The organism is Buttiauxella izardii (genome assembly GCF_003601925.1).
Classification (GTDB): Bacteria; Pseudomonadota; Gammaproteobacteria; order Enterobacterales; family Enterobacteriaceae; genus Buttiauxella; species Buttiauxella izardii.
The window spans coordinates 59,679-73,193 of the sequence record NZ_QZWH01000034.1; the positions used below are offsets into that span (position 1 = coordinate 59,679).

Annotated in this window: 26 protein-coding genes; 25 read left to right on the plus strand and 1 reads right to left on the minus strand. The window is 49.0% G+C overall.

Annotated elements, in window-relative coordinates:
* The first annotated feature begins 25 nt into the window (after positions 1–25).
* The 3 genes from tuf to bfr all read left to right on the plus strand — a co-directional run bounded on the left by tuf (position 26) and on the right by bfr (position 2,103).
* Positions 26–1,210 (plus strand): elongation factor Tu, encoded by a 1,185-nt coding sequence (gene tuf / locus D6029_RS15245; protein WP_115627101.1) that lies wholly within the window; start codon positions 26–28, stop codon positions 1,208–1,210.
* 149 nt (positions 1,211–1,359) lie between these two features.
* A complete protein-coding gene (gene bfd, locus D6029_RS15255) occupies positions 1,360–1,554 on the plus strand; it encodes a bacterioferritin-associated ferredoxin (protein WP_120065579.1) in 195 nt (64 codons plus the stop codon).
* 72 nt (positions 1,555–1,626) lie between these two features.
* A complete protein-coding gene (gene bfr, locus D6029_RS15260) occupies positions 1,627–2,103 on the plus strand; it encodes a bacterioferritin (protein WP_120065561.1) in 477 nt (158 codons plus the stop codon).
* On the opposite strand, the gene D6029_RS15265 is transcribed toward bfr, so the two are convergent.
* Positions 2,087–2,599, minus strand: a complete 513-nt coding sequence (locus tag D6029_RS15265; RefSeq protein ID WP_120065562.1) for a prepilin peptidase — start codon at positions 2,597–2,599, stop codon at positions 2,087–2,089. The genes bfr and D6029_RS15265 overlap by 17 nt on opposite strands.
* Before the next feature lie 386 nt (positions 2,600–2,985).
* Here D6029_RS15265 and rpsJ point away from each other — a divergent pair, with 386 nt between their 5' ends.
* The 22 genes from rpsJ to secY all read left to right on the plus strand — a co-directional run bounded on the left by rpsJ (position 2,986) and on the right by secY (position 13,487).
* A complete protein-coding gene (gene rpsJ, locus D6029_RS15270; RefSeq protein WP_034461784.1) occupies positions 2,986–3,297 on the plus strand; it encodes a 30S ribosomal protein S10 in 312 nt (103 codons plus the stop codon).
* Positions 3,298–3,328: 31 nt separating this feature from the next.
* The gene (rplC, locus tag D6029_RS15275) at positions 3,329–3,958 is read left to right on the plus strand and encodes a 50S ribosomal protein L3 (protein WP_034461783.1); all 630 of its coding nucleotides are present in this window, start codon (positions 3,329–3,331) and stop codon (positions 3,956–3,958) included.
* A gap of 10 nt (positions 3,959–3,968) precedes the next feature.
* Positions 3,969–4,574 carry a 50S ribosomal protein L4 gene (gene rplD / locus D6029_RS15280; protein WP_034461782.1) on the plus strand — a complete coding sequence of 202 codons (606 nt, stop codon included), beginning with the start codon at positions 3,969–3,971 and terminating at the stop codon, positions 4,572–4,574.
* On the plus strand, positions 4,571–4,873 hold the full coding sequence (gene rplW, locus D6029_RS15285) for a 50S ribosomal protein L23 (RefSeq protein WP_034461781.1): 303 nt from the start codon (positions 4,571–4,573) through the stop codon (positions 4,871–4,873). Before rplD ends, rplW begins: the two co-directional genes overlap by 4 nt.
* 17 nt (positions 4,874–4,890) lie before the next feature.
* Positions 4,891–5,712, plus strand: a complete 822-nt coding sequence (rplB, locus tag D6029_RS15290) for a 50S ribosomal protein L2 (RefSeq protein ID WP_034461780.1) — start codon at positions 4,891–4,893, stop codon at positions 5,710–5,712.
* Positions 5,713–5,728: 16 nt separating this feature from the next.
* Positions 5,729–6,007, plus strand: coding sequence for a 30S ribosomal protein S19 (gene rpsS / locus D6029_RS15295; protein WP_001138115.1), 279 nt, complete (start codon positions 5,729–5,731; stop codon positions 6,005–6,007).
* A 13-nt stretch (positions 6,008–6,020) separates the two neighbouring features.
* A complete protein-coding gene (gene rplV / locus D6029_RS15300; RefSeq protein ID WP_034461779.1) occupies positions 6,021–6,353 on the plus strand; it encodes a 50S ribosomal protein L22 in 333 nt (110 codons plus the stop codon).
* Between the two features lie 17 nt (positions 6,354–6,370).
* A complete protein-coding gene (gene rpsC, locus D6029_RS15305; protein ID WP_000529945.1) occupies positions 6,371–7,072 on the plus strand; it encodes a 30S ribosomal protein S3 in 702 nt (233 codons plus the stop codon).
* A 12-nt stretch (positions 7,073–7,084) separates the two neighbouring features.
* The gene (rplP, locus tag D6029_RS15310; protein WP_008927134.1) at positions 7,085–7,495 is read left to right on the plus strand and encodes a 50S ribosomal protein L16; all 411 of its coding nucleotides are present in this window, start codon (positions 7,085–7,087) and stop codon (positions 7,493–7,495) included.
* A complete protein-coding gene (rpmC, locus tag D6029_RS15315) occupies positions 7,495–7,686 on the plus strand; it encodes a 50S ribosomal protein L29 (protein WP_120065563.1) in 192 nt (63 codons plus the stop codon). Before rplP ends, rpmC begins: the two co-directional genes overlap by 1 nt.
* Positions 7,686–7,940 (plus strand): 30S ribosomal protein S17, encoded by a 255-nt coding sequence (gene rpsQ / locus D6029_RS15320; protein ID WP_120065564.1) that lies wholly within the window; start codon positions 7,686–7,688, stop codon positions 7,938–7,940. Before rpmC ends, rpsQ begins: the two co-directional genes overlap by 1 nt.
* Before the next feature lie 166 nt (positions 7,941–8,106).
* Entirely contained in the window at positions 8,107–8,478 is a 372-nt protein-coding gene (gene rplN / locus D6029_RS15325) for a 50S ribosomal protein L14 (protein ID WP_002438705.1), read from the plus strand.
* Between the two features lie 10 nt (positions 8,479–8,488).
* The gene (gene rplX, locus D6029_RS15330) at positions 8,489–8,803 is read left to right on the plus strand and encodes a 50S ribosomal protein L24 (RefSeq protein WP_034461774.1); all 315 of its coding nucleotides are present in this window, start codon (positions 8,489–8,491) and stop codon (positions 8,801–8,803) included.
* 14 nt (positions 8,804–8,817) lie between these two features.
* Positions 8,818–9,357, plus strand: coding sequence for a 50S ribosomal protein L5 (rplE, locus tag D6029_RS15335; protein ID WP_034461772.1), 540 nt, complete (start codon positions 8,818–8,820; stop codon positions 9,355–9,357).
* A 13-nt stretch (positions 9,358–9,370) separates the two neighbouring features.
* A complete protein-coding gene (gene rpsN, locus D6029_RS15340) occupies positions 9,371–9,676 on the plus strand; it encodes a 30S ribosomal protein S14 (protein WP_034499021.1) in 306 nt (101 codons plus the stop codon).
* 30 nt (positions 9,677–9,706) lie between these two features.
* Positions 9,707–10,099 carry a 30S ribosomal protein S8 gene (rpsH, locus tag D6029_RS15345; RefSeq protein WP_034461770.1) on the plus strand — a complete coding sequence of 131 codons (393 nt, stop codon included), beginning with the start codon at positions 9,707–9,709 and terminating at the stop codon, positions 10,097–10,099.
* 13 nt (positions 10,100–10,112) lie between these two features.
* On the plus strand, positions 10,113–10,646 hold the full coding sequence (gene rplF / locus D6029_RS15350) for a 50S ribosomal protein L6 (RefSeq protein ID WP_034461769.1): 534 nt from the start codon (positions 10,113–10,115) through the stop codon (positions 10,644–10,646).
* A 9-nt stretch (positions 10,647–10,655) separates the two neighbouring features.
* On the plus strand, positions 10,656–11,009 hold the full coding sequence (rplR, locus tag D6029_RS15355) for a 50S ribosomal protein L18 (RefSeq protein ID WP_034461768.1): 354 nt from the start codon (positions 10,656–10,658) through the stop codon (positions 11,007–11,009).
* 14 nt (positions 11,010–11,023) lie between these two features.
* Positions 11,024–11,524, plus strand: a complete 501-nt coding sequence (gene rpsE / locus D6029_RS15360; RefSeq protein ID WP_034461766.1) for a 30S ribosomal protein S5 — start codon at positions 11,024–11,026, stop codon at positions 11,522–11,524.
* Positions 11,525–11,530: 6 nt separating this feature from the next.
* Positions 11,531–11,710, plus strand: a complete 180-nt coding sequence (rpmD, locus tag D6029_RS15365; RefSeq protein ID WP_004846568.1) for a 50S ribosomal protein L30 — start codon at positions 11,531–11,533, stop codon at positions 11,708–11,710.
* A 3-nt stretch (positions 11,711–11,713) separates the two neighbouring features.
* On the plus strand, positions 11,714–12,148 hold the full coding sequence (rplO, locus tag D6029_RS15370; protein ID WP_034461765.1) for a 50S ribosomal protein L15: 435 nt from the start codon (positions 11,714–11,716) through the stop codon (positions 12,146–12,148).
* Between the two features lie 7 nt (positions 12,149–12,155).
* Positions 12,156–13,487, plus strand: a complete 1,332-nt coding sequence (gene secY, locus D6029_RS15375) for a preprotein translocase subunit SecY (protein WP_034499015.1) — start codon at positions 12,156–12,158, stop codon at positions 13,485–13,487.
* Positions 13,488–13,515: the final 28 nt, after the last annotated feature.

A 13,515-nucleotide genomic window follows, 5' to 3' on the forward strand; every position in this document is an offset into this window, starting at 1 on the left:
GAGCGCAACAGTAAGGAATATAGCCGTGTCTAAAGAAAAATTTGAACGTACAAAACCGCACGTCAACGTCGGTACTATCGGCCACGTTGACCATGGTAAAACCACTCTGACTGCAGCAATCACTACCGTTCTGGCTAAAACCTACGGTGGTTCTGCTCGTGCTTTCGACCAGATCGATAACGCACCAGAAGAAAAAGCTCGTGGTATCACCATCAACACTTCTCACGTTGAATATGACACCCCGACTCGCCACTACGCGCACGTTGACTGCCCAGGGCACGCCGACTACGTTAAAAACATGATCACCGGTGCTGCTCAGATGGACGGCGCTATCCTGGTTGTTGCTGCGACTGATGGCCCAATGCCACAGACTCGTGAGCACATCCTGCTGGGTCGCCAGGTTGGCGTTCCATTCATGATCGTGTTCATGAACAAATGCGACATGGTTGATGACGAAGAGCTGCTGGAACTGGTAGAAATGGAAGTTCGTGAACTTCTGTCTGCTTATGATTTCCCAGGCGACGACATCCCAGTTGTTCGTGGTTCAGCTCTGAAAGCGCTGGAAGGCGAAGCAGAGTGGGAAGCTAAAATCATCGAGCTGGCTGGTCACCTGGATAACTACATCCCAGAACCAGAGCGTGCTATCGACAAGCCATTCCTGCTGCCAATCGAAGACGTATTCTCTATCTCTGGCCGTGGTACTGTTGTTACCGGTCGTGTAGAGCGTGGTATCGTTAAAGTTGGTGAGGAAGTAGAAATCGTTGGTATCAAAGATACCGTGAAATCTACCTGTACTGGCGTTGAAATGTTCCGCAAACTGCTGGACGAAGGCCGTGCTGGTGAGAACGTTGGTGTTCTGCTGCGTGGTATCAAACGTGAAGATATCGAACGTGGTCAGGTTCTGGCTAAGCCAGGCTCTATCAAGCCGCACACTCAGTTCGAATCAGAAGTTTATATCCTGTCCAAAGATGAAGGCGGCCGTCATACTCCGTTCTTCAAAGGCTACCGTCCACAGTTCTACTTCCGTACAACTGACGTGACTGGTACCATCGAACTGCCAGAAGGCGTTGAGATGGTAATGCCGGGCGACAACATTCAGATGGTTGTTACCCTGATCCACCCAATCGCAATGGACGACGGTCTGCGTTTCGCAATCCGTGAAGGCGGCCGTACTGTAGGCGCTGGTGTTGTTGCTAAAGTTATCGCTTAATCGCTGATACCTTTGTATGAAAAAAGAGCGCTTAGGCGCTCTTTTTTTTGTGCATTTTTTACCGCTTGAACATGAACGCAGATCCTTGTGCTATTGTAATCATAATTATTCTCATTTACACTTTGCGCGTAATTTGAACGGGAGTGCTTATGTACGTTTGTCTGTGTAATGGTGTAAGTGATAAAAAAATTCGGCAGGCAGTTCGCCAATACCACCCACAATCTTTTCAGCAGCTTCGCAAGTTTGTTCCAGTCGGCAACCAATGCGGTAAGTGTGTTCGTGCGGCTCGCGAAATCATGCAAGAAGAGCTCATGCAGATCCCAGAATTTAAAGAGATTGCCTAAGTCAGTCACTTTTTTTTGACTTACTCCGTGCTACATCTACGCTTCATGTAGTGGAAGCGGAGGGAGTAAAAAATGAAAGGTGATACTAAGATAATAAATTATCTCAATAAATTATTGGGAAACGAGCTTGTCGCGATCAATCAGTATTTTCTCCATGCGAGAATGTTCAAAAACTGGGGCTTAATGCGCCTCAACGAAGTTGAATATCACGAATCCATTGATGAGATGAAACACGCCGATAAATATATCGAACGTATTTTGTTCCTCGAAGGCATTCCTAACCTGCAAGACTTAGGCAAACTCCATATTGGCGAGGATGTCGAAGAAATGCTTCAGTCCGACCTCAAACTAGAATTGGATGGCGCGAAGGATTTGCGTGAAGCGATTGCCTATGCAGATACCATTCACGACTACGTCAGTAGAGATATGCTGATCCAAATCCTTACCGAAGAGGAACACCATATCGATTGGTTAGAAACGGAGTTGGACCTCATATCCAAAATTGGTTTGCAGAATTATATTCAGTCGCAAATCAAAGAAGGAAATTGAGTTCTTGAAGCTGTGGGAAGGAGGAATATATCCAACCTACAGAACCACCCGCTATCGCGAGGTTCGGTCCGAAAGGTAGCGGAGTGGTAGTCAGTGAAAGACGACTCTTAAGTAATATTTTCGCTACCAAGGCACATATCAATCCAGATGTTGCCGCCGCTAATGTTATCCATCCTAAACTCCGCCACCCATGCCACGCCCCCAAAGCTGCCAGCAATTTCATATCTCCGTAGCCGATTCCTTCACAGCCACGCCAATAATAGTAAATCCAATAAAGTAACCATAAGCTCGTATATCCGATAATAGCTCCGAGGACACAGTCGGATAGCTGTTCAGGAGCAAAACAGATTTGAAATAGCAAACCAGACCATAACAGGGGGTAGTTCAGTCTGTCCGGGAGCAACATGAGTCGGTAATCAATCCAGGCCAGGCGTATCAAAAGCAGAATGTGCAGGCCAATAAACAGTATAAAAGCCAGAGAAGGGGAGGGATGCATTGTCTGTACCGACTCATAAATTAGGTGGTTTTCTACGCTAATTGAAGGCCTTACTAAACTCAAAATGGTAATTGCTAGCTTACGAAGGACCTTCCTGAAAAGTTAACTCAATTTTCAGCGAAGACATTAGCTCTGGCAGGCTTATCGTATTCCCACACAAAAGATTGTTTAATTCGTATCCATAGCTTGCTTAACAGGCCGATTTACGTATAATGCGCGGGCCTGTCTTAATTGACGGCGGGTTCGATAAGAGCCCGGCAGTGAATCTACTGTCGACAATGTTCCCAATTGGGGAACTATGTATGAACGATTACACTCCCCCATCAATCGTAATGGGTGTGAGTAGTGATTTTTTTCGTCTATAAAATAATTGGAGCTATGGTCTCATGCAGAGCCAAAGAATCCGTATCCGCCTTAAAGCGTTTGATCATCGTCTGATCGATCAATCAACTGCGGAAATCGTCGAGACTGCTAAGCGCACTGGTGCGCAAGTACGTGGTCCGATCCCGCTGCCGACCCGCAAAGAGCGCTTTACCGTTCTGATCTCCCCGCACGTCAACAAAGACGCGCGTGATCAGTACGAAATTCGCACTCACAAGCGTCTGGTTGACATCGTTGAGCCAACTGAGAAAACCGTTGATGCTCTGATGCGTCTGGATCTGGCTGCTGGTGTTGACGTGCAGATCAGCCTGGGTTAATCAGGTCATTGACGATTGAGAGGTTGAAACAATGATTGGTTTAGTCGGTAAAAAAGTGGGTATGACCCGTATCTTCACAGAAGACGGCGTTTCTATCCCAGTAACCGTGATCGAAGTAGAAGCAAACCGTGTTACTCAGGTTAAAGACCTGGCTAACGACGGCTACCGTGCTGTTCAAGTTACCACTGGCGCTAAAAAAGCTAGCCGTGTAACTAAGCCGGAAGCTGGTCACTTCGCTAAAGCTGGCGTAGAAGCTGGCCGTGGCCTTTGGGAATTCCGTCTTGCAGAAGGCGAAGAGTTCACTGTAGGTCAAGACATTAGCGTTGAGCTGTTTGCTGAAGTTAAAAAAGTTGACGTAACTGGCACCTCTAAAGGTAAAGGTTTCGCAGGTACCGTTAAGCGCTGGAACTTCCGTACCCAGGATGCTACACACGGTAACTCCTTGTCTCACCGCGTTCCGGGTTCTATCGGTCAGAACCAGACTCCGGGCAAAGTGTTCAAAGGCAAGAAAATGGCAGGCCAACTGGGCAACGAACGTGTAACTGTTCAGAGTCTGGATGTAGTACGCGTTGACGCTGAGCGCAACCTGCTGCTGGTTAAGGGTGCAGTTCCGGGTGCAACCGGTAGCGACCTTATTGTTAAACCAGCTGTGAAGGCGTGAGGAGATAGCAATGGAATTAGTATTGAAAGACGCGCAAAGCGCGCTGACTGTTTCCGAAACTACCTTCGGTCGTGATTTCAACGAAGCGCTGGTACACCAGGTTGTAGTTGCTTATGCAGCTGGTGCCCGTCAAGGTACTCGTGCTCAGAAGACCCGTGCTGAAGTAACTGGTTCCGGCAAAAAGCCGTGGCGCCAGAAAGGTACCGGCCGTGCGCGTTCAGGTTCTATCAAGAGCCCGATCTGGCGTTCCGGTGGCGTAACCTTCGCTGCTCGCCCGCAGGACCACAGTCAAAAAGTTAACAAAAAGATGTACCGCGGAGCGCTGAAAAGCATTCTGTCCGAACTGGTACGTCAGGATCGTCTGATCGTTGTCGAACAGTTCTCTGTTGAAGCGCCTAAAACTAAGCTGCTTGCTCAGAAACTGAAAGACATGGCCCTGGAAGATGTGCTGATCGTAACTGGCGAACTGGATGAGAATCTGTTCCTGGCTGCGCGTAACCTGCATAAGGTTGACGTGCGCGATGCAGCAACAATCGATCCAGTTAGCCTGATCGCCTTCGACAAAGTCGTTATGACTGCTGATGCAGTTAAGCAAGTTGAGGAGATGCTGGCATGATCCGTGAAGAACGTCTGCTGAAAGTACTGCGCGCGCCGCACGTATCTGAAAAAGCATCTATGGCGATGGAAAAAACTAATACCATCGTTCTCAAAGTTGCAAAAGACGCGACCAAAGCAGAGATCGTTGCTGCTGTTGAGAAACTGTTCGAAGTTGAAGTTAAAGGCGTTAATACCTTGTTGGTTAAAGGTAAAACTAAGCGTCATGGACAGCGTATCGGTCGTCGTAGCGACTGGAAAAAAGCTTACGTCACCCTGAAGGAAGGCCAGAATCTGGACTTCGTCGGCGGCGCTGAGTAAGTCGGAGGAGAAAAACAATGGCAGTTGTTAAATGTAAACCGACATCTCCGGGTCGTCGCCACGTAGTTAAAGTGGTCAACCCTGAGCTGCATAAGGGCAAACCATTTGCTCCGCTGGTTGAAAAAAACAGCAAATCCGGTGGCCGTAACAACAATGGTCGTATCACTACTCGTCACATCGGTGGTGGTCACAAGCAGGCTTATCGTATTGTTGACTTTAAACGCAACAAAGACGGTATCCCAGCAGTTGTTGAACGTCTTGAGTACGATCCGAACCGTTCTGCGAATATCGCATTGGTTCTGTACAAAGATGGCGAACGCCGTTACATCCTGGCCCCTAAAGGCCTGAAAGCTGGCGACCAGATTCAATCTGGCGTTGATGCTGCAATCAAAGCAGGTAACACCCTGCCGATGCGCAATATCCCGGTTGGTTCTACTGTTCATAACGTAGAAATGAAACCAGGTAAAGGCGGTCAGCTTGCACGTTCTGCTGGTACCTATGTGCAGATCGTTGCACGTGATGGTGCTTACGTTACCCTGCGTCTGCGTTCTGGTGAAATGCGTAAAGTCGAAGCTGACTGCCGTGCAACCATGGGCGAAGTCGGTAACTCTGAGCATATGCTCCGCGTTCTGGGTAAAGCAGGTGCTGCTCGCTGGCGTGGTGTTCGTCCTACCGTTCGCGGTACTGCGATGAACCCAGTCGACCACCCACACGGTGGTGGTGAAGGTCGTAACTTTGGTAAGCACCCGGTAACTCCGTGGGGCGTTCAGACCAAAGGTAAGAAGACCCGCAGCAACAAGCGTACTGATAAATTCATCGTACGTCGCCGTAGCAAATAATTTTAGAGGATAAGCCATGCCACGTTCTCTCAAGAAAGGTCCTTTTATTGACCTGCACTTGCTGAAGAAGGTAGAGAAAGCGGTGGAAAGCGGTGACAAGAAGCCCCTGCGCACTTGGTCCCGTCGTTCAACGATCTTTCCTAACATGATCGGTTTGACCATCGCTGTCCATAATGGTCGTCAGCATGTTCCGGTATTTGTTTCCGACGAAATGGTCGGTCACAAACTGGGTGAATTTGCACCGACACGTACTTATCGCGGCCACGCTGCTGATAAAAAAGCCAAGAAGAAATAAGTAGGAGGAAGAGATGGAAACTTTAGCTCAACATCGCCACGCTCGTTCTTCTGCTCAAAAGGTACGCCTTGTTGCAGACCTTATTCGCGGTAAGAAAGTGTCGCAGGCACTGGAAATTTTGACCTTCACCAACAAGAAAGCGGCTGTATTGGTCAAGAAAGTTCTGGAATCTGCCATTGCTAACGCTGAACACAACGATGGCGCTGACATTGACGATCTGAAAGTCGCGAAAATCTTCGTCGACGCAGGCCCAAGCATGAAGCGCATTATGCCGCGTGCGAAAGGTCGTGCAGATCGCATCCTGAAGCGCACCAGCCACATTACTGTGGTTGTGTCCGATCGCTGAGACTCTGGAGACTAGCAATGGGTCAGAAAGTACATCCTAATGGTATTCGCCTGGGTATTGTAAAACCTTGGAACTCTACTTGGTTTGCGAACACCAAAGAATTCGCTGACAACCTGGACAGCGATTTTAAAGTTCGTCAGTACCTGACTAAGGAACTGGCGAAGGCGTCTGTATCTCGTATCGTTATCGAGCGTCCAGCTAAGAGCATCCGTGTGACTATTCACACTGCTCGCCCTGGCATCGTAATCGGTAAGAAAGGCGAAGACGTAGAAAAACTGCGCAAGGTCGTAGCGGATATCGCTGGCGTTCCTGCACAGATCAATATCGCCGAAGTTCGTAAGCCTGAACTGGACGCAAAATTGGTTGCTGATAGCATCACTTCACAGCTGGAACGTCGTGTTATGTTCCGTCGTGCTATGAAGCGTGCTGTACAGAACGCAATGCGTCTGGGCGCTAAAGGTATCAAAGTTGAAGTTAGCGGCCGTCTGGGTGGCGCTGAGATCGCACGTACCGAATGGTATCGTGAAGGTCGCGTGCCATTGCACACACTGCGTGCTGACATTGACTACAACACCTCTGAAGCGCACACCACTTATGGTGTAATTGGCGTTAAAGTGTGGATCTTTAAAGGTGAGATCCTGGGTGGGATGGCTGCTGTTGAACAACCGGAAAAACCGGCTGCTCAACCTAAAAAGCAGCAGCGTAAAGGCCGTAAGTAAGGAGAGTCGCTGATGTTACAACCAAAGCGTACAAAATTCCGTAAAGTGCACAAAGGCCGCAACCGTGGTCTGGCTGCTGGTACGGATGTTAGCTTCGGCACTTTCGGTCTGAAAGCTGTTGGCCGTGGTCGTCTGACTGCACGTCAGATCGAAGCAGCACGTCGTGCAATGACCCGTGCAGTTAAGCGTCAGGGTAAGATCTGGATCCGTGTATTCCCGGACAAACCGATCACCGAAAAGCCACTTGAAGTGCGTATGGGTAAAGGTAAAGGCAACGTAGAGTATTGGGTTGCCCTCATTCAGCCTGGCAAAGTCCTGTATGAAATGGACGGCGTACCAGAAGAGCTGGCCCGTGAAGCATTCAAGCTGGCAGCAGCGAAACTGCCGATCAAAACCACCTTTGTAACTAAGACGGTGATGTAATGAAAGCAAAAGAGCTGCGTGAAAAGAGTGTTGAAGAGCTGAACACTGAGCTGCTGAACCTGCTGCGTGAGCAGTTCAACCTGCGTATGCAAGCGGCAAGTGGCCAGCTGCAACAGACTCACTCGCTGAAGCAAGTGCGTCGTGATGTTGCTCGTGTTAAGACTTTATTGACTCAGAAGGCGGGTGCGTAATGACCGATAAAATCCGTACTCTGCAAGGTCGCGTTATTAGTAACAAAATGGAGAAATCCATGGTTGTTGCTATCGAACGTGTGGTGAAACACCCGATTTACGGTAAATTCATCAAGCGTACGACCAAACTGCACGTACATGACGAGAACAATGAATGTGGTATCGGTGACGTGGTTGAAATCCGCGAATGCCGTCCACTGTCCAAGACTAAGTCCTGGACGCTTGTTCGCGTTGTAGATAAAGCTGTTCTGTAATACAGTGAGCTTTGTCTAACGAATAAACGGCTCAGTAAATGAGCCGTTTATTTTTTCTACCCATATTCAGGAACCGGTGTTATAATGCCGCGCCCTCGTTTATGGGGCTTTTTAACGACCTAATTATGGGTCCCGAAGTAGTAGTTGACATTAGCGGAGCACTGAAATGATCCAAGAACAGACTATGCTGACCGTAGCCGACAACTCCGGCGCGCGTCGCGTAATGTGTATCAAGGTTCTGGGTGGCTCGCACCGTCGCTACGCAGGCGTCGGCGACATCATCAAAATTACCATCAAGGAAGCAATTCCTCGTGGTAAGGTGAAGAAAGGCGATGTCCTGAAAGCGGTAGTGGTGCGCACCAGGAAGGGTGTTCGTCGCCCGGACGGTTCTGTCATTCGCTTCGATGGTAATGCATGCGTTATTTTAAACAATAACAGCGAGCAACCAATCGGCACGCGTATTTTTGGGCCGGTAACTCGTGAACTACGTAATGAAAAGTTCATGAAAATTATCTCTCTGGCACCAGAAGTACTCTAAGGAGCGAATCATGGCAGCTAAAATCCGTCGTGATGACGAAGTTATCGTGTTAACCGGTAAAGATAAAGGTAAGCGCGGTAAAGTTAAGAATGTCTTGTCTTCCGGCAAGCTCATTGTTGAAGGTATTAACCTGGTTAAGAAACATCAGAAGCCGGTTCCGGCCCTGAACCAACCAGGTGGCATCGTTGAAAAAGAAGCTGCTATTCAAGTTTCTAACGTTGCACTCTTCAATGCGGCAACCGGCAAGGCTGACCGTGTAGGCTTTAGATTCGAAGAGGGCAAAAAAGTCCGTTTCTTCAAGTCTAACAGCGAAACTATCAAGTAATTTGGAGTAGTACGATGGCGAAACTGCATGATTACTACAAAGACGAAGTAGTTACAAAACTCATGACTGAGTTTAACTACAATTCTGTCATGCAAGTCCCTCGGGTCGAGAAGATCACCCTGAACATGGGTGTGGGTGAAGCGATCGCTGACAAGAAACTGCTGGATAATGCAGCAGCTGACTTGACAGCAATCTCCGGTCAAAAGCCGTTGATCACCAAAGCACGCAAATCAGTTGCAGGCTTCAAAATCCGTCAGGGCTATCCGATCGGCTGTAAAGTAACTCTGCGTGGCGAACGCATGTGGGAGTTTCTTGAGCGCCTGATCACCATTGCTGTACCACGTATCCGTGACTTCCGTGGCTTGTCCGCTAAGTCATTCGATGGTCGTGGTAACTACAGCATGGGTGTCCGTGAGCAGATCATCTTCCCAGAAATCGACTATGACAAAGTCGATCGCGTTCGTGGTTTGGATATTACCATTACCACTACTGCGAAATCTGATGATGAAGGCCGTGCTCTGCTGGCAGCCTTTAACTTCCCATTCCGTAAGTAAGGTAGGGTTACTAATGGCTAAGCAATCGATGAAAGCACGCGAAGTCGTTCGCGTGAAACTGGCCGACAAATACCGCGCTAAACGCGAGGAATTGAAAGCTATCATCTCTGGTGTGAACTCATCCGACGAAGATCGTTGGGATGCTGTTCTTAAGCTGCAGTCTCTGCCGCGTGATTCCAGCCCGTCCCGTCAGCGTAACCGCTGCCGCCAAACTGGTCGTCCGCATGGTTATGTGGGCAAATTCGGGTTGAGCCGTATCAAGCTTCGTGAAGCCGCTATGCGCGGTGAAGTACCTGGCTTGAAGAAGGCTAGCTGGTAATATCCAATTGAATCACGGGAGTAAAGACAGATGAGCATGCAAGATCCGATCGCGGATATGCTGACCCGTATCCGTAACGGTCAAGCCGCGAATAAAGTTGCGGTCACCATGCCTTCCTCCAAGCTGAAATTGGCAATTGCCAACGTGCTGAAAGAAGAAGGCTATATTGAAGATTTTAAAATTGAAGGCGACATCAAGCCTGAACTGGAACTGACTCTTAAGTATTTCCAGGGCAAGGCTGTGGTAGAGAGCATTCAGCGAGTCAGCCGCCCAGGTCTGCGCATCTATAAGAAAAAAGATGAGCTGCCTAAAGTTATGGCCGGTATGGGTATTGCTGTCGTTTCTACCTCTAAAGGTGTTATGACTGATCGTGCAGCGCGCCAAGCTGGTCTTGGTGGCGAAATTATCTGCTACGTAGCCTAATTGGAGGAATAAAATGTCTCGTGTTGCTAAAGCACCGGTCGTTATTCCTGCTGGCGTAGAGGTAAAACTCAACGGTCAGGTTATTTCGATCAAAGGTAAGAACGGCGAGCTGACTCGTACAATCAACGATGCTGTTGAAGTTAAACACGCTGATAATGCACTGACTTTCGCTCCACGCGAAGGTTTTGCTAACGCGTGGGCCCAAGCGGGTACCACTCGTGCGCTGTTAAATGCAATGGTTATCGGTGTTACCGAAGGCTTCACTAAGAAGCTGCAGCTGGTTGGTGTAGGTTATCGTGCAGCAGTTAAAGGCAATGCGGTGAGTTTGGCCCTGGGCTTCTCTCATCCTGTTGAACATGCTCTGCCAGCGGGAATCACTGCTGAATGTCCAACTCAAACTGAAATCGTGCTGAAAGGCGCTGATAAGCAGATGATTGGACAAGTGGCTGCTGATCTGCGCGCCTACCGTCGTCCTGAGCCTTATAAAGGCAAGGGTGTTCGTTACGCCGACGAAGTCGTGCGTACCAAAGAGGCTAAGAAGAAGTAAGGTAACACTATGGATAAGAAATCTGCTCGTATCCGTCGTGCGACCCGCGCACGTCACAAGCTCAAAGAACTGGGTGCGACTCGTCTGGTGATTCACCGCACGCCTCGTCATATTTATGCACAGGTAATCGCACCGAACGGTTCAGAAGTCCTGGTAGCTGCATCTACTGTAGAGAAAGCTATCGCTGAGCAACTGAAGTACACTGGAAATAAAGACGCCGCTACAGCTGTGGGTAAAGCTGTTGCAGAGCGCGCACTGGAAAAAGGTATTACGAAAGTATCCTTTGACCGTGCTGGTTTCCAATATCATGGTCGTGTCCAGGCACTGGCAGATGCTGCCCGTGATGCTGGCCTTCAGTTCTAAGGTAGAGGTGTAAGATGGCTCACATCGAAAAACAAGCTGGCGAACTGCAGGAAAAGCTGATCGCGGTAAATCGCGTATCTAAAACCGTTAAAGGTGGTCGTATTTTCTCCTTCACTGCTCTGACAGTGGTTGGCGATGGTAACGGTCGCATTGGTTTTGGTTACGGAAAAGCGCGTGAAGTTCCAGCAGCTATCCAGAAAGCGATGGAAAAAGCCCGTCGCAACATGATTAACGTCGCGCTGAACCACGGCACCCTGCAGCACCCTGTTAAAGGTGTGCACACAGGATCTCGTGTGTTCATGCAGCCGGCTTCCCAGGGTACCGGTATTATTGCCGGTGGTGCAATGCGCGCCGTTCTGGAAGTCGCTGGAGTTCATAACGTTTTGGCTAAAGCATATGGTTCCACCAACCCGATTAACGTGGTTCGTGCAACTATTGATGGCCTGGCGAATATGAAGTCTCCGGAAATGGTCGCTGCCAAGCGTGGTAAATCCGTTGAAGAAATTCTGGGGTAATTGACCATGGCAAAGACTATTAAAATTACACAAACCCGCAGTGCAATCGGTCGTCTGCCGAAACACAAGGCAACGCTGCTTGGCCTGGGTCTGCGTCGTATTGGCCACACCGTAGAGCGCGAGGATACTCCTGCTGTACGTGGTATGGTCAACGCGGTTTCCTACATGGTTAAAGTTGAGGAGTAAGAGATGCGTTTAAATACTCTGTCTCCGGCCGAAGGGTCTAAGCACGCTTCCAAGCGTCTGGGTCGTGGTATCGGTTCTGGTCTCGGCAAAACCGGTGGTCGTGGTCACAAAGGTCAGAACTCTCGTTCTGGCGGTGGCGTACGTCGCGGTTTTGAAGGTGGTCAGATGCCGTTGTACCGTCGTCTGCCGAAGTTTGGTTTCACCTCTCGCAAAGCAATGATCACTGGTGAGATTCGTCTCTCTGATCTGGCGAAAGTTGAAGGCGACGTAGTTGACCTGAACACGCTGAAAGCAGCAAACATTATCGGTATTCAGATTGAATTCGCGAAAGTGATTCTGTCTGGCGAGGTTTCTCGTCCGGTAACTGTTCGCGGCCTGCGTGTTACTAAAGGCGCTCGTGCTGCTATCGAAGCTGCTGGCGGTAAAATCGAGGAATAAGTAGCAGATGGCAAAGCAACCGGGATTAGATTTTCAAAGTGCTAAAGGTGGGCTTGGCGAGCTGAAACGCAGACTGATGTTTGTTATCGGTGCGCTGATTGTGTTCCGCATTGGCTCTTTTATTCCGATCCCTGGTATTGATGCCGCTGTACTTGCCAAACTGCTTGAGCAACAGCGGGGCACTATCATTGAAATGTTTAACATGTTCTCTGGTGGTGCTCTAAGCCGTGCTTCAATCTTTGCATTGGGTATCATGCCGTATATTTCGGCATCGATTATTATCCAGCTGCTGACGGTGGTTCATCCAGCGTTAGCAGAGCTGAAGAAAGAAGGGGAGTCTGGTCGTCGTAAGATCAGCCAGTACACCCGCTACGGAACTCTGGTGCTGGCAATATTCCAGTCAATCGGTATTGCTACCGGTTTACCGAATATGCCTGGTATGCAGGGCCTGGTGTTAAACCCAGGCTTTGCATTCTATTTCACCGCTGTTGTGAGTCTTGTCACAGGGACAATGTTCCTTATGTGGCTGGGCGAACAGATTACTGAGCGTGGTATCGGCAACGGTATCTCAATCATAATCTTCGCTGGTATTGTTGCGGGTTTGCCGCCGGCCGTTGGCCATACTATCGAACAAGCACGGCAAGGCGACCTGCACTTCCTTCTGTTGCTGTTGGTTGCAGTATTAGTATTCGCAGTGACCTTCTTCGTTGTTTTTGTTGAACGTGGTCAACGCCGCATTGTGGTAAACTACGCAAAACGTCAACAAGGTCGTCGTGTCTATGCTGCTCAGAGCACGCATTTACCACTGAAAGTAAATATGGCTGGTGTTATTCCAGCAATCTTTGCTTCCAGTATTATTCTGTTCCCAGCGACGATTGCATCGTGGTTCGGGGGCGGTACCGGTTGGAACTGGCTGACTACAATTTCGCTGTATTTGCAGCCTGGGCAACCGCTTTATGTGTTACTCTATGCGTCTGCAATCATCTTCTTCTGTTTCTTCTACACAGCGTTGGTTTTCAACCCACGTGAAACAGCAGATAACCTGAAGAAGTCCGGTGCATTTGTACCAGGAATTCGTCCGGGAGAACAAACGGCGAAGTATATTGATAAAGTAATGACCCGCCTGACCTTGGTTGGTGCGTTGTACATTACCTTTATCTGCCTAATCCCGGAGTTCATGCGTGACGCAATGAAAGTGCCTTTCTACTTCGGTGGAACCTCACTGCTCATTGTTGTCGTGGTTATCATGGACTTTATGGCTCAAGTGCAAACTCTGATGATGTCTAGTCAGTACGAGTCTGCATTGAAGAAAGCGAATCTGAAAGGCTACGGCCGTTAATAGTCGCTTGAGAAGTTACGGAGAGTAA

Bases quoted from the DNA above. Each gene is read 5' to 3' on its own strand.
- D6029_RS15265 (WP_120065562.1), bottom strand. From the start codon at position 2,599: ATGCATCCCTCCCCTTCTCTGGCTTTTATACTGTTTATTGGCCTGCAC.
- rplX (WP_034461774.1), top strand. From the start codon at position 8,489: ATGGCAGCTAAAATCCGTCGTGATGACGAAGTTATCGTGTTAACCGGT.
- rplR (WP_034461768.1), top strand. From the start codon at position 10,656: ATGGATAAGAAATCTGCTCGTATCCGTCGTGCGACCCGCGCACGTCAC.
- rpsJ (WP_034461784.1), top strand. From the start codon at position 2,986: ATGCAGAGCCAAAGAATCCGTATCCGCCTTAAAGCGTTTGATCATCGT.
- rplP (WP_008927134.1), top strand. From the start codon at position 7,085: ATGTTACAACCAAAGCGTACAAAATTCCGTAAAGTGCACAAAGGCCGC.
- rplF (WP_034461769.1), top strand. From the start codon at position 10,113: ATGTCTCGTGTTGCTAAAGCACCGGTCGTTATTCCTGCTGGCGTAGAG.
- rpsS (WP_001138115.1), top strand. From the start codon at position 5,729: ATGCCACGTTCTCTCAAGAAAGGTCCTTTTATTGACCTGCACTTGCTG.
- rplC (WP_034461783.1), top strand. From the start codon at position 3,329: ATGATTGGTTTAGTCGGTAAAAAAGTGGGTATGACCCGTATCTTCACA.
- bfr (WP_120065561.1), top strand. From the start codon at position 1,627: ATGAAAGGTGATACTAAGATAATAAATTATCTCAATAAATTATTGGGA.
- rplN (WP_002438705.1), top strand. From the start codon at position 8,107: ATGATCCAAGAACAGACTATGCTGACCGTAGCCGACAACTCCGGCGCG.
- rpsE (WP_034461766.1), top strand. From the start codon at position 11,024: ATGGCTCACATCGAAAAACAAGCTGGCGAACTGCAGGAAAAGCTGATC.
- rpmD (WP_004846568.1), top strand. From the start codon at position 11,531: ATGGCAAAGACTATTAAAATTACACAAACCCGCAGTGCAATCGGTCGT.
- rplO (WP_034461765.1), top strand. From the start codon at position 11,714: ATGCGTTTAAATACTCTGTCTCCGGCCGAAGGGTCTAAGCACGCTTCC.
- bfd (WP_120065579.1), top strand. From the start codon at position 1,360: ATGTACGTTTGTCTGTGTAATGGTGTAAGTGATAAAAAAATTCGGCAG.
- secY (WP_034499015.1), top strand. From the start codon at position 12,156: ATGGCAAAGCAACCGGGATTAGATTTTCAAAGTGCTAAAGGTGGGCTT.
- rpsC (WP_000529945.1), top strand. From the start codon at position 6,371: ATGGGTCAGAAAGTACATCCTAATGGTATTCGCCTGGGTATTGTAAAA.
- rpsQ (WP_120065564.1), top strand. From the start codon at position 7,686: ATGACCGATAAAATCCGTACTCTGCAAGGTCGCGTTATTAGTAACAAA.
- rplD (WP_034461782.1), top strand. From the start codon at position 3,969: ATGGAATTAGTATTGAAAGACGCGCAAAGCGCGCTGACTGTTTCCGAA.
- rplE (WP_034461772.1), top strand. From the start codon at position 8,818: ATGGCGAAACTGCATGATTACTACAAAGACGAAGTAGTTACAAAACTC.
- rplW (WP_034461781.1), top strand. From the start codon at position 4,571: ATGATCCGTGAAGAACGTCTGCTGAAAGTACTGCGCGCGCCGCACGTA.
- rplB (WP_034461780.1), top strand. From the start codon at position 4,891: ATGGCAGTTGTTAAATGTAAACCGACATCTCCGGGTCGTCGCCACGTA.
- rpmC (WP_120065563.1), top strand. From the start codon at position 7,495: ATGAAAGCAAAAGAGCTGCGTGAAAAGAGTGTTGAAGAGCTGAACACT.
- rplV (WP_034461779.1), top strand. From the start codon at position 6,021: ATGGAAACTTTAGCTCAACATCGCCACGCTCGTTCTTCTGCTCAAAAG.
- rpsH (WP_034461770.1), top strand. From the start codon at position 9,707: ATGAGCATGCAAGATCCGATCGCGGATATGCTGACCCGTATCCGTAAC.
- rpsN (WP_034499021.1), top strand. From the start codon at position 9,371: ATGGCTAAGCAATCGATGAAAGCACGCGAAGTCGTTCGCGTGAAACTG.